General features: G+C 40.6%; 10 protein-coding genes and 9 tRNA genes. 16 read left to right on the top strand and 3 right to left on the bottom strand.

The genetic code is table 11. The features are described from left to right. The first annotated feature begins 1 nt into the window (after position 1). The 13 genes from ADH51_RS06115 (at position 2) to ADH51_RS06175 (ending at position 7,973) form a co-directional block, all read left to right on the top strand. A tRNA-Ser gene (locus ADH51_RS06115) sits at positions 2-91 on the top strand. A 9-nt stretch (positions 92-100) separates the two neighbouring features. After that, positions 101-174 (top strand) — tRNA-Met (locus ADH51_RS06120). Positions 175-177: 3 nt separating this feature from the next. Beyond that, positions 178-250: transfer RNA gene (locus ADH51_RS06125), tRNA-Phe, on the top strand. A gap of 14 nt (positions 251-264) precedes the next feature. Then, positions 265-345 (top strand) — tRNA-Tyr (locus ADH51_RS06130). 5 nt (positions 346-350) lie between these two features. Continuing rightward, positions 351-421: transfer RNA gene (locus tag ADH51_RS06135), tRNA-Trp, on the top strand. Positions 422-432: 11 nt separating this feature from the next. Beyond that, a tRNA-His gene (locus ADH51_RS06140) sits at positions 433-505 on the top strand. An 8-nt stretch (positions 506-513) separates the two neighbouring features. Then, positions 514-585: transfer RNA gene (locus ADH51_RS06145), tRNA-Gln, on the top strand. A 9-nt stretch (positions 586-594) separates the two neighbouring features. Continuing rightward, a tRNA-Leu gene (locus tag ADH51_RS06150) sits at positions 595-678 on the top strand. Between the two features lie 51 nt (positions 679-729). Further along, positions 730-5,124: a PolC-type DNA polymerase III gene (locus ADH51_RS06155; RefSeq protein WP_048675211.1), complete on the top strand. Its 4,395-nt coding sequence runs from the start codon at positions 730-732 to the stop codon at positions 5,122-5,124. A 163-nt stretch (positions 5,125-5,287) separates the two neighbouring features. Next, complete coding sequence (locus tag ADH51_RS06160; RefSeq protein ID WP_048675213.1) at positions 5,288-6,529, top strand: aminopeptidase; 1,242 nt, start codon at positions 5,288-5,290, stop codon at positions 6,527-6,529. Positions 6,530-6,548: 19 nt separating this feature from the next. Beyond that, positions 6,549-6,779, top strand: coding sequence for a GlsB/YeaQ/YmgE family stress response membrane protein (locus tag ADH51_RS06165; RefSeq protein ID WP_002889604.1), 231 nt, complete (start codon positions 6,549-6,551; stop codon positions 6,777-6,779). 132 nt (positions 6,780-6,911) lie between these two features. Next, a complete protein-coding gene (locus ADH51_RS06170; protein ID WP_048675216.1) occupies positions 6,912-7,340 on the top strand; it encodes a MarR family winged helix-turn-helix transcriptional regulator in 429 nt (142 codons plus the stop codon). Positions 7,341-7,427: 87 nt separating this feature from the next. After that, a complete protein-coding gene (locus ADH51_RS06175) occupies positions 7,428-7,973 on the top strand; it encodes an NAD(P)H-dependent oxidoreductase (RefSeq protein ID WP_048675220.1) in 546 nt (181 codons plus the stop codon). Positions 7,974-8,060: 87 nt separating this feature from the next. On the opposite strand, the gene ADH51_RS06180 is transcribed toward ADH51_RS06175, so the two are convergent. From ADH51_RS06180 to ahpC, 3 genes are all read right to left on the bottom strand, one after another. After that, positions 8,061-8,131, bottom strand: a tRNA-Cys gene (locus ADH51_RS06180). A 175-nt stretch (positions 8,132-8,306) separates the two neighbouring features. Further along, positions 8,307-9,839 (bottom strand): alkyl hydroperoxide reductase subunit F, encoded by a 1,533-nt coding sequence (gene ahpF / locus ADH51_RS06185; protein WP_004182171.1) that lies wholly within the window; start codon positions 9,837-9,839, stop codon positions 8,307-8,309. A gap of 16 nt (positions 9,840-9,855) precedes the next feature. Further along, positions 9,856-10,416: an alkyl hydroperoxide reductase subunit C gene (ahpC, locus tag ADH51_RS06190; protein ID WP_002886340.1), complete on the bottom strand. Its 561-nt coding sequence runs from the start codon at positions 10,414-10,416 to the stop codon at positions 9,856-9,858. A 272-nt stretch (positions 10,417-10,688) separates the two neighbouring features. On the opposite strand from ahpC, the gene rpsB reads away from it, so the two are divergent. The 3 genes from rpsB to tnpA all read left to right on the top strand — a co-directional run. After that, the gene (gene rpsB, locus ADH51_RS06195) at positions 10,689-11,456 is read left to right on the top strand and encodes a 30S ribosomal protein S2 (RefSeq protein WP_002886342.1); all 768 of its coding nucleotides are present in this window, start codon (positions 10,689-10,691) and stop codon (positions 11,454-11,456) included. A 110-nt stretch (positions 11,457-11,566) separates the two neighbouring features. Beyond that, entirely contained in the window at positions 11,567-12,607 is a 1,041-nt protein-coding gene (gene tsf / locus ADH51_RS06200; RefSeq protein WP_002886343.1) for a translation elongation factor Ts, read from the top strand. A gap of 193 nt (positions 12,608-12,800) precedes the next feature. Then, a partial coding sequence (tnpA, locus tag ADH51_RS06205) for an IS200/IS605 family transposase (protein ID WP_048675224.1) occupies positions 12,801-12,977 on the top strand: 177 nt, incomplete at its 3' end.

The following is a 12,977-nucleotide window of genomic DNA, read 5'->3' on the forward strand; positions in this document are numbered from 1 at the left end:
TGGAGGATTACCCAAGTCCGGCTGAAGGGAACGGTCTTGAAAACCGTCAGGCGTGTAAAAGCGTGCGTGGGTTCGAATCCCACATCCTCCTTATAATTAACGCGGGATGGAGCAGCTAGGTAGCTCGTCGGGCTCATAACCCGAAGGTCGTAGGTTCAAATCCTGCTCCCGCAATATGGCTCGGTAGCTCAGTTGGTAGAGCAATGGATTGAAGCTCCATGTGTCGGCGGTTCGATTCCGTCTCGCGCCATTTGTTTATATTTTGGAAGGGTAGCGAAGAGGCTAAACGCGGCGGACTGTAAATCCGCTCCTTCGGGTTCGGGGGTTCGAATCCCTCCCCTTCCATAGTTACGGGCATAGTTTAAAGGTAGAACTAAGGTCTCCAAAACCTTCAGTGTGGGTTCAATTCCTACTGCCCGTGTTAGTAAAGTGGCGAATGTGGTGAAGTGGTTAACACATCAGATTGTGGCTCTGACATTCGGGGGTTCGATTCCCCTCATTCGCCTATATTTTTGGGGTATAGCCAAGCGGTAAGGCAAGGGACTTTGACTCCCTCATGCGTTGGTTCGAATCCAGCTACCCCAGTTATACTTTGCCGGCGTGGCGGAATTGGCAGACGCGCTGGACTCAAAATCCAGTGTCCGCAAGGACGTGCCGGTTCGACCCCGGCCGCCGGTATAAGTTACACTCCTTAAGGAGTGTTTTTTTGTCTATAGGAGTTTATTTTTTATGTCTGATAAATTTCAGCTTCTCTTAAAACAAATTCGTTTTCCTGAAGATCACGATGCTTTTAAAGAAATTAAAGATGGTTCTATTGAAATAGTAAAGCTATTTAAATCAAAACGCCAATGGTTTTTTGTTTTTTCTTTTCCTAGTGTTCTGTCTTATGAGTCTTTTGCTCTTTTTGATAGTTTACTTCACTCTTCTTTTAATTCTTTAGGTGCTAAAGCTTCTTTTGAGATTCGTTTAGTTACTACTGCTTGCGATGATTCTTTACTTGGAGATTATTTTTCATATGCTTTAGATAGTTTAAAAGTGTCACACTTTTCTACTTATTCTTTATTCTCAAATCTAAAGGTTGAGATTTCGAATAATAGTATTTTTGTTAAAGCTCCAGAGCATATTATAAAGGAAAATGTACAGGATAGATTTATTTCTTTGATATCTAAATCTCTTTCTCAAGTTGGTTTATCTGATGTATCCATTTCTGTTGTCGAAGATAAGGAAGCTTCATCTTCTTTAGAAGAGGCTTACCAAACAAATAAGGTTTCTTTACAAGAACAAGCCGAGTCTCAAGCAAGACAAGCGCTTCAATCTATTCTTGAAAGTGCCCCAGCACCGAAACCTGTGACCGAACCATCACAAAATTTTGCTGAGAAACAAAGTCAACGTCAAGCTAGTTTTGATAAGGCTGAAATAACGCCAATGGTTGATATTAATTCTGAAGAGAATCGTGTTGTTTTTGAAGGATATATTTTTGATGTAGAGCAACGTGAAACTAAGACGGGTCGAATTATTATTAATTTTAAGGTAACTGATTATACCTCTAGTTTTGCTATGCAACGATGGGTCAAAGATAGTGATGAGCTTGCTAAGTTCGATATGATAAAAAAGGGGAACTGGGTTAGGGTTCGTGGCCGTATCGAGAATAATCCTTTCACTCATAGTCTGACTATGAATGTGCAAGATATTAAAGAGATTTCCCATACTCCTCGTAAGGATTTGATGCCTGAGGGACAAAAGCGTGTGGAATTTCATGCGCATACCAACATGTCGACTATGGATGCAATGCCAACTGTTGAAGATCTTATTGATACAGCGGCTTCTTGGGGACATCCAGCAGTTGCCATTACTGACCATGCTAATGTTCAGAGTTTTCCTCATGGCTACCATAGGGCTAAGAAAGCTGGGATTAAGGCTATTTTTGGTCTTGAAGCCAATCTTGTTGAGGATAAAGTTCCTATTGTTTATAATTCCCAGAATTTGGAATTAAAAGAAGCAACTTATGTTGTATTTGACGTTGAGACAACGGGTTTGTCTGCTGTCCACAATGATTTGATTCAGATTGCGGCATCAAAAATGCATAAAGGTAATATTATTGAGCAATTTGATGAATTCATAGATCCAGGACATCCTCTTTCTGCATTTACTACTGAGTTGACCGGTATTACTGATAATCATGTTAAAGGTGCTAAACCTTTAGTGCAAGTTTTACAGGAGTTTCAAGAATTCTGTCAAGGAACTGTGCTAGTAGCCCATAATGCGACCTTTGACGTTGGTTTTATGAATGCCAATTATGAAAGACATCAGTTACCAACAATTTCACAACCGGTTATTGATACTTTAGAATTTGCACGAAATCTTTATCCTGAGTATAAGCGTCATGGTTTGGGGCCTTTGACGAAGCGGTTTGGTGTGGCTTTGGATCATCACCATATGGCCAATTATGATGCGGAAGCTACGGGTCGTTTGTTGTTTATCTTCATAAAAGATATGTTTGATAAGCACGGTTTGACTAATCTGGAACAGTTGAACACGGATTTGGTTTCTGAAGATTCGTATAAAAAGTCTCGTGTTAAACATGCGACGCTATATGTTCAGAATCAAACTGGCTTGAAGAATATCTTTAAGTTGGTAAGTTTATCAAATGTCTCATACTTTGAGGGAGTAGCACGTATTCCTCGTACGGTCTTAGATGAGTATCGTGAGGGAATTATTGTAGGTTCTGCTTGTGCTGATGGTGAGGTTTTTGATACGCTTCTGTCTCACGGTATTGACAAGGCGGTTGAAGTTGCTAAATATTATGACTTTATTGAAGTTATGCCACCGGCAATTTATGCACCCTTGATTGCAAAGGATTTAATCAAGGATGAGGAGGCTATAGAACAACTGATTCGGGATTTGATTGAAGTCGCTAATCGTCTGGACAAGCCTGTGCTGGCTACAGGAAATGTACACTATATCAACCCTGAGGATGCCATTTACCGTGAAATCATTGTTCGTGCTTTGGGACAAGGAGCCATGATTAATAGGCCAATTGGTAAGGGAGAAAATGCGAAACCTGCTCCTTTACCTGAAGCTCATTTTAGGACAACTAACGAGATGCTAGATGACTTTGCCTTTTTGGGAAAAGACTTAGCCTATGAAATTGTTGTAACTAATACGCAGGCTATGGCAGATCAAATTGAAGAGGTTGAGGTTGTCAAAAAAGACTTGTACACACCTTTCATTGATCGTGCGGAAGAACAGGTTGCGGAGATGACATATGCTAGAGCGTTTGAGCTTTATGGAAATCCTTTGCCTGATATTATTGACCTGCGAATTGAGAAAGAGTTGTCTTCAATTCTTGGTAATGGTTTTGCCGTAATCTACCTGGCTTCGCAGATGCTAGTTAACCGTTCAAATGAACGTGGCTACCTAGTTGGTTCGCGTGGATCTGTCGGATCTAGTTTTGTTGCGACGATGATTGGAATTACTGAGGTCAATCCGATGCCACCTCATTATCTATGTCCTAATTGTCAACACTCAGAGTTTATTACAGATGGTTCCTATGGATCTGGCTTCGATTTGCCTGATAAGGAGTGTTCGGAATGTGGAACGGAGTATAAAAAAGATGGTCAGGATATTCCTTTCGAGACCTTCCTAGGTTTTGATGGGGATAAGGTTCCTGATATCGATTTGAACTTCTCCGGTGATGATCAACCATCAGCCCACTTGGACGTTCGTGATATTTTTGGAGAGCAATATGCTTTTCGTGCCGGAACAGTAGGAACTGTTGCAGATCGGACGGCTTATGGTTTTGTTAAAGGTTACGAACGTGATTACAATAAGTTTTACCGTGATGCCGAGGTCGATCGTTTAGCCATGGGGGCTGCGGGTGTTAAGCGAAACACAGGTCAGCACCCGGGTGGTATTGTTGTTATTCCAAATTATATGGATGTCTATGATTTCACACCTGTTCAATATCCGGCAGATGATGTAACGGCTGCCTGGCAGACGACTCACTTTAACTTCCACGATATTGATGAGAACGTGTTGAAGCTTGATATTCTGGGACATGATGATCCGACTATGATTCGTAAGTTGCAGGATTTATCAGGAATCGATCCAAAAGATATTCGAGCAGATGATCCAGATGTAATGAAACTTTTTTCAGGGACTGATATTTTAGGGGTAACACCTGAACAGATTGGGACACCAACGGGAATGTTGGGAATCCCTGAGTTTGGGACTAACTTTGTTCGTGGTATGGTCGACGAGACGCATCCGACGACCTTTGCGGAACTCTTACAGTTATCTGGTTTGTCCCACGGAACAGACGTTTGGTTAGGTAATGCACAAGATTTGATTAAGGAAGGTATCGCCACTCTGAAAACAGTTATCGGTTGTCGTGATGATATCATGGTATACCTAATGCATGCGGGATTAGATCCTAAGATGGCCTTCACGATCATGGAACGTGTGCGTAAGGGGATGTGGTTGAAGATTTCCGAAGAAGAGCGTAATGGCTATATTCAAGCCATGCGTGAAAATAATGTTCCAGACTGGTACATTGAATCTTGTGGTAAAATCAAGTACATGTTCCCTAAAGCCCATGCGGCAGCCTACGTTATGATGGCCCTACGTGTAGCTTATTTCAAAGTGCACCATCCTATTTATTACTATTGTGCCTACTTCTCGATTCGAGCTAAAGCATTTGAGCTTAAGACGATGTCTGCGGGTCTTGATGCTGTTAAAGCTCGAATGGAAGATATTAAGGAGAAGCGCCAACGAAATGAAGCGACTAATGTTGAAAATGACTTATTTACAACGCTTGAAATTGTCAATGAAATGTTAGAACGTGGATTTACCTTTGGTCAGTTGGATCTTTATAAGAGTCAGGCAACTGAATTTCTGATTGAAGGAGATACTTTGATTCCACCGTTTATTGCACTTGAAGGTTTGGGTGAGAACGTTGCTAAGCAAGTGGTTGCTGCGCGTGAAGAAGGTGAATTCCTTTCCAAGACAGAATTACGTAAACGAGGAGGCCTATCATCAACCTTGGTTGAAAAATTGGATGAAATGGGCATCCTAGGAAATATGCCAGAAGATAATCAATTAAGTCTTTTTGACGATTTCTTTTAATAGCTAAAGAGAATCGTCATCAACTTTGAGAGAATGGAGTCAGTCTCCGTTCTCTTTTTGTTTAGGGGTCTGCATGTGATGTTAAAAAGCCAAAGCTGAGAAGAAACCTTTTTCTTCGTCTTATGGTATACTGATAGAAAATTATAGTTTCAAGGAGTTAATCATGGTTTTACCAAATTTTAAAGAAAATCTTGAGAAATATGCCAAATTATTGGTTGCTAATGGGATTAATGTGCAACCTGGTCACACAGTGGCCTTGAGCATTGATGTAGAACAAGCAGAGCTAGCTCATCTCTTAGTTAAAGAAGCCTATGCTCTAGGAGCAGCTGAGGTAATCGTTCAATGGTCAGATGATATTATTAATCGCGAGCGCTTCTTGCACGCTGATATGGACCGTATCGAAGAGGTTCCTGCCTATAAAAAAGCTGAGATGGAATATTTGTTGGCCAAGAAGGCAAGTCGCTTAGGTGTTCGTTCATCAGATCCAGGTGCTCTTAATGGTGTAGCTCCTGAACGTTTATCTGCTCATGCTAAAGCTACTGGAGTGGCTTTTAAACCTATGCAGGTGGCAACTCAGTCTAATAAGGTTAGTTGGACTGTAGCTGCTGCAGCTGGTAAGGAATGGGCTAAGAAGGTCTTTACCGATGCTTCGAGTGATGAGGAAGCTGTAGATTTACTTTGGGACCAAATTTTCAAGACTTGTCGTGTCTATGAAGAGGACCCTGTACGTGCTTGGAAGGAACATGCTGACCGTTTGGATGCTAAAGCACGCCTACTCAATGAGGCACAATTCTCAGCCTTACACTACCAAGCACCTGGAACAGATTTGACATTAGGATTACCTAAAAACCACGTTTGGGAGTCTGCAGGTGCCATTAATGCGCAAGGTGAAGGCTTCCTTCCTAATATGCCAACAGAAGAAGTCTTTACGGCACCTGATTTTCGCCGTGCAGATGGCTATGTCTCAAGCACAAAGCCTCTAAGCTACAATGGTAATATTATTGAGGGAATCAAGGTAACCTTCAAAGATGGTGAAATTGTAGACATCACAGCGGACCAAGGCGATGAAGTGATGAAGAATCTCGTCTTCAACAATAATGGGGCGCGTGCTCTAGGTGAATGTGCTTTGGTACCAGATCCAAGTCCTATTTCACAGTCAGGCATCACCTTCTTTAACACTCTTTTTGATGAGAATGCATCCAACCACCTAGCTATTGGAGCAGCCTATGCTACCAGTGTTGAGGGAGGGGCAGACATGACAGAAGAGGAGCTTAAGGAAGCTGGTCTTAATCGTTCTGATGTACACGTAGACTTTATGATTGGTTCAAATCAAATGGATATTGATGGTATCCGCCAAGATGGTAGTCGTGTACCGATCTTCCGAAATGGGGATTGGGCAATCTAAGAGTGATGGAGGATTTCTCATGATTGGAAGTATGATAGTTGGTTTTCTCATTGGCCTTATTGCCTCTGCTATATCAAATAGGGGTGAACGTATGGGCTGTATTGGTAAGACCTTTGTTGGATGGTTAGGTGCTTTTGTTGGTCAGCTTCTTTTTGGAAATTGGGGACCGATGCTAGCAGATACTGCTATAGTCCCTTCGGTACTAGGTGCTGTTATCTTATTAGCCCTTTTTTGGAATCGTAATAGTTAGAAATGAAAGAGTTCTGAGGTATTGGTTAGATATCTAAGGACTCTTTTTTCTTATTTTTTCATTTTCATATACCACTTTTAGAAAAACTGTGGTAGAGTAATAAAAACAGCATCTATTTGGAAAGGACTAGAAATGAGTGACTTAGATAAAAACATGGCTGTAAAAAGTATGGTAGTTATGCGTAAGGCTTTTCGTACCATCGATGCCAAGGTTTCTGAGACCTTTAAAGAATTTAATTTGACACCAACTCAATTTGGTGTCATGGACGTGCTTAATGCCAAAGGACGTATGAAGATTGGCGAATTAATTGACCGCATGCTTGCCACCTCCGGGAATATGACTGTCGTCATTAAAAATATGGAGAAAAAAGGTTGGTTGACGCGAGAAGCCTGCCAAACAGATAAGCGTGCTTTCGAGGTTGATTTGACGGATGAGGGCCGTCGTATTATTCAAGCAGCAATCCCGCCACATCAGCGAGCTATTGAGGAGACTTTTTCCGTTCTAACACCTGAAGAACAGGAACAGTTGGTAGAGCTCCTGAAAAAATTTAAGAATGTTTGAGCATATTTCTTTATATTTCTAATGGAATTATATATATTACTATGTAGTAATAAAAAACATTTATTAGAAATACAAAGGAAGTGTATTATGAAAAACATTCTATTTATCGTTGGGTCTCTTCGTAAGGGATCATTTAACCACCAATTAGCAGAAGAATCTGAGAAAATGCTAGCTGGTAAAGCTAATATTTCTTATCTTGACTATAGTCAAGTACCTGTTTTTAATCAGGATTTAGAAAGTCCAGTTCTTCCAGTTTTGGCAGAAGTTCGAGAACAGGTCTTGGCAGCAGACGCAATTTGGATTTTCTCACCGGTTTATAATTTCTCAATTCCTGGGCTAGTGAAAAATTTGCTTGACTGGTTGAGCCGTGCCCTTGACCTATCAGATCCTTCAGGGCCATCAGCTCTTCAAGATAAGATTGTAACCGTGTCATCAGTTGCTAATGGTGGTCACAATCAACTTTTTGATGCCTACAAAGACTTGTTACCATTTATCCGTACCCAAGTGGTTGGTGATTTTACAGCGACACGTGTAAATGATACAGCTTGGGCGGATGGGAAATTCCTAGCAACTGAAGAAGTTCTTGAAAGCCTTCAGAATCAAGCGGAAGCTTTGATTGAAGCGATTAAATAAGAATAATGAATACCCGAGGTTTCTAGCTTCGGGTATTTTTATATGCAATAATGAAAAAAGACACCCTAAGGTGTCTTCGTATTATGAAGGCGGTAGACGGATTTGAACCGACGATCAAGCTTTTGCAGAGCCGTGCCTTACCACTTGGCTATACCGCCATAACAGATACCATTCTATCGAAAAAAAAAAGATTCGTCAAGTCTCTTTCATCAAATTGACTGGTTGATTATTCAAACTGCCTATTTACAAGAAACATAAAGAGGTTGAAAGACATTCAACCTCTTCATATTAATTATAACTGTTGTAGATTGATTACTAACATGTTAGTGTTGATTATTGTCTAATCAAGTAATCAAAGGCTCCAATAGCAGCTGTAGCACCAGACCCCATGGAGATAATAATTTGCTTGTAGGCGCTATCTGTACAGTCACCTGCAGCAAAAATACCAGGGATATTTGTTGAACCAAATTTATCAACGATAATTTCTTGGCGCTCATTGAGTTCAATGCCACTATCTTTGAGCCAAGCAGTACTTGGTACAAGACCAATTTGAACAAAGACACCTTCAAGATCAAGATGTTTTTCTGCGTTTGTATCACGCTCAACGTAATTCAAACCAGTTACATGATCTTGACCAACAATTTCTTTGGTTGCAACGTTCTTAAGAATGGTTAGATTATCAGTTTTAGCAGCTCGTTCTTGTAAGACTTGATCTGCCTTTAATTCAGGTAAGAACTCTAAGACTGTAACATGTTTAGTAATGCCTGCTAAATCTAAAGCCGCTTCCAAACCTGAGTTACCACCACCGATAACTGCAACATTCTTCCCTTCAAATAGTGGACCATCACAGTGTGGGCAGTAAGTAACACCTTTATTGCGGAATTCTTCCTCGCCAGGAACGTTGATATTACGCCATTTGGCTCCGAGAGCTAGGATAGCAGTTTTGGATTTTAAAACGGCACCGTTAGCCAGTGTCACTTCAATAAGTTCTTTCTTCTCAATGCCAGTAGCTAATTGACTTTTGATGATATCAACATCATAAGATTTCGTATGCTCCTCAACTTGGGCCATTAACTTAGGACCTTCTGTATATAGCGTACCAATCATGTTCTCAATGCCGACTGTCTCGATAACTTGTCCACCAAAGGTTTCTGCTAAAAGACCAGTTTTTAAACCTTTACGGGCAGCATAGATGGCCGCACTGTTTCCAGCAGGACCACCACCAATAACCAAAACATCATAGACACCTTTATCAGCGAAAGCATCAGCATCAAGTGGTCCGTCCAATTTTTCTACAAGCTGTTCAATGGTTGCACGACCAGATGTAAATTCTTCTTGGTCTTTGTAAACCGTAGGAACAGACATGATACCTTTGGCTTTGACCTCATCCTGATACATACCACCTTCAATCATGGTGTGAGTGATATTTGGGTTCAAAACAGCCATTATATTAAAGGCTTGAACAACGTCCGGACAATTGTGACATGTTAATGAAACATAAGTCTCTAAATCGATGGGTTTATCAATCTTCTTGATACGTTCGATAGTGTCCTCATCAACTTTAGGTGGACGACCAGAAACTTGCAAGAGAGCTAAAATGAAAGATGTGAATTCGTGGCCCATTGGTAAGCCTGAGAAAATAACACGACTTTTTTGCCCTTTTTGTGCAATACCAAAACTAGGTTGACGTTTTAAATGTGTTGATTCAAGACTAATGCGGTCAGACATAGCGGCAATCTCGTCAAGAAATTCCTTCACTTTTCGAGAATTATCATCATCCCCTAAATCTGTTTGTAATACAATATCAGATTCTAGTAAATTTAAATATTGTGCTAATTGCGTCTTGATTTCTTTGTCTAAGACCATGGATACCCCCTGGTTGTTAAATTTTACCTACAAGATCTAAGCTAGGAGTAAGTGTTTCAGCTCCTTCTTTCCATTTGGCCGGACAAACTTCACCTGGATGTTGGCGAATATATTGAGCAGCACGGACTTTATCAATAAGAGTGCTTGCATCACGTCCAATACCATCAGCGTTAATTTCCATCATTTGGATAACGCCATCTGGATCAATGATGAATGTACCACGTTGTGCGAGACCATCTTCCCCAAGAACATCAAAGCCTTGTGAGATGTGGTGTGAAGGATCTCCAATCATAGGATAAGTAATAGTTCCAACAACATCTGAGTCATCATGCCAAGCTTTGTGAACAAAGTGAGTGTCAGTAGAGACAGAGTAAACCTCTACACCAAGAGATTTAAGAGCTTCATATTGTTCTTGAAGGTCACCGAGTTCAGTTGGGCAGACAAATGAAAAATCTGCAGGGTAGAAGCAGAAAACAGCCCATTTTCCCTTAACATCTTCATCTGTAACAGTAATGAATTCCCCGTTGTGGTAAGCTTGTGCTGAAAATTCAATAATTTCTTTTCCGACTAATGACAAAATAATGTCCTCCTCTATTTTTGATAGCCTAATTATAAACAAAATACTTATCAACCTCAAAGAAAACGATTGCAATTTTAATACGAGTGGATTTTTTCTAATGATTAGCCTGATTTTAGAGCTTGTCAAATGTCCCTTTTTTTGATAAAATACTATAGTTGCGTAAAGTGACAAATACTCATTCTAAGCCGATTGTGGTCTTGTTGCCGCAGGGTGGGACTGCAAGTCTAAAGCTTAGAAGAGGAAAAAACAATTTTTAAGGAGAAATACTCATGGCAGTAATTTCAATGAAACAACTTCTTGAGGCTGGTGTTCACTTCGGTCACCAAACTCGTCGCTGGAATCCTAAGATGGCTAAGTACATCTTCACAGAACGTAACGGAATCCACGTTATCGACTTGCAACAAACTGTAAAAATGGCTGATACAGCTTACGAATTCGTTCGTGAAGCAGCAGCTAACGATGCAGTAATCTTGTTCGTTGGTACTAAAAAACAAGCAGCTGAAGCAGTAGCTGAAGAAGCAACTCGTGCTGGTCAATACTACATCAACCACCGTTGGTTGGGTGGTACTCTTACAAACTGGGATACTATCCAAAAACGTATCGCTCGTTTGAAAGAAATCAAACAAATGGAAGCTGATGGAACTTTCGAAGTTCTTCCTAAGAAAGAAGTTGCACTTCTTAACAAACAACGTGCACGTCTTGAAAAATTCTTGGGTGGTATCGAAGATATGCCTCGCATTCCAGATGTAATCTACATCGTTGACCCACACAAAGAACAAATCGCTGTTAAAGAAGCTAAAAAACTTGGTATCCCAGTTGTAGCGATGGTTGATACAAACGCTGATCCAGATGAGATCGATGTAATCATCCCAGCTAACGATGACGCTATCCGTGCCGTTAAATTGATTACTTCAAAAATGGCTGATGCTATCATCGAAGGTAACCAAGGTGAAGATGCTTCTGCAGATTTCCAAGAAGCAGCTGCAGCTGATTCAATCGAAGAAATCGTTGAAGTTGTCGAAGGTGACAACAACTAATCTTTAAGATTGGTTTGGGCTCAATGCCCACTAAAGATACGACAAACACCTAAGGGGCGGGGCTCAGCCCTGCCCCTTAGTTTGATAAAATAAATTTGGAGAAAAACAAAATGGCAGAAATTACAGCTAAACTTGTTAAAGAATTGCGTGAAAAATCTGGTGCTGGTGTCATGGACGCTAAAAAAGCATTGGTTGAAGTTGAAGGTGATATCGAAAAAGCGATTGAATTGCTTCGCGAAAAAGGTATGGCTAAAGCAGCTAAGAAAGCTGACCGTGTTGCAGCTGAAGGTTTGACTGGTGTTTACGTTAACGGTAACGTTGCAGCAGTTGTTGAAGTTAATGCTGAAACTGACTTCGTTGCGAAGAACGCTCAATTCGTTGAGTTGGTAAACGAAACAGCTAAAGTAATTGCTGAAGGTAAACCAGCTAACAACGAAGAAGCACTTGCATTGACTATGCCTTCAGGTGAAACTCTTGAAGCTGCATACGTAACTGCTACAGCTACTATCGGTGAAAAGATTTCATTCCGTCGTTTTGCAGTTGTTGAGAAAACTGATGCACAACACTTCGGAGCTTACCAACACAATGGTGGACGTATCGGTGTTGTTTCAGTTATCGAAGGTGGAGATGATGCTCTTGCAAAACAAATCTCAATGCACATCGCAGCGATGAAACCAACTGTTCTTTCATACACTGAATTGGACGAACAATTTGTCAAAGATGAATTGGCACAACTTAACCACGCTATCGATCAAGATAACGAAAGCCGTGCTATGGTTAACAAACCAGCTCTTCCACACCTTAAATATGGTTCTAAAGCTCAATTGACTGATGCTGTTCTTGCTCAAGCTGAAGAAGATATCAAAGCTGAGTTGGCTGCTGAAGGTAAACCAGAAAAAATCTGGGATAAAATCATCCCAGGTAAAATGGACCGCTTCTTGCTTGACAACACTAAAGTTGACCAAGCATACACACTTCTTGCTCAAGTTTACATCATGGACGACAGCAAAACAGTTGAAGCTTACCTTGAATCAGTAAACGCTTCAGTAGTAGAATTCGTTCGCTTTGAAGTTGGTGAAGGTATCGAAAAAGCATCTAACGACTTTGAATCAGAAGTTGCAGCTACAATGGCAGCAGCTCTTAACAACTAATTCTAGTTGCTAGATAAAAAGAAAAGAAGTTACGTGAATGAATCGTAGCTTCTTTTTTGTTGTCTCACGAAAACCACTAGCTGTGCTAGTGGTTCCGAAAAGCTTTTAGCGATGTATCAAAAAAGTCCCCCTAAAGTGTTATATTAGATAAGGTTTCCCGACCACTAACTAATATACAAAAGGAGGACCCCTGATGAGACAGGATAATAATAGTTTAGCACATACTACATGGAATTGTAAGTATCATATTGTTTTCGCCCCAAAATATAGACGTCAGATAATCTATGGGAAATACAAAGCAAGTATTGGTCAAATCTTACGGTTATTATGTGAAAGAAAAGGCGTAGAAATTCATGAAGCAGAAGCTTGC

Origin of the sequence: Streptococcus sp. 449_SSPC (assembly GCF_001073005.1) — a bacterium.
Classification (GTDB): Bacteria; Bacillota; Bacilli; order Lactobacillales; family Streptococcaceae; genus Streptococcus; species Streptococcus salivarius_F.

Coding starts and splice junctions, on each gene's coding strand:
- ADH51_RS06155 (WP_048675211.1), top strand. CDS start 730: ATGTCTGATAAATTTCAGCTTCTCTTAAAACAAATTCGTTTTCCTGAA.
- ADH51_RS06160 (WP_048675213.1), top strand. CDS start 5,288: ATGGTTTTACCAAATTTTAAAGAAAATCTTGAGAAATATGCCAAATTA.
- ADH51_RS06165 (WP_002889604.1), top strand. CDS start 6,549: ATGATTGGAAGTATGATAGTTGGTTTTCTCATTGGCCTTATTGCCTCT.
- ADH51_RS06170 (WP_048675216.1), top strand. CDS start 6,912: ATGAGTGACTTAGATAAAAACATGGCTGTAAAAAGTATGGTAGTTATG.
- ADH51_RS06175 (WP_048675220.1), top strand. CDS start 7,428: ATGAAAAACATTCTATTTATCGTTGGGTCTCTTCGTAAGGGATCATTT.
- ahpF (WP_004182171.1), bottom strand. CDS start 9,839: ATGGTCTTAGACAAAGAAATCAAGACGCAATTAGCACAATATTTAAAT.
- rpsB (WP_002886342.1), top strand. CDS start 10,689: ATGGCAGTAATTTCAATGAAACAACTTCTTGAGGCTGGTGTTCACTTC.
- tsf (WP_002886343.1), top strand. CDS start 11,567: ATGGCAGAAATTACAGCTAAACTTGTTAAAGAATTGCGTGAAAAATCT.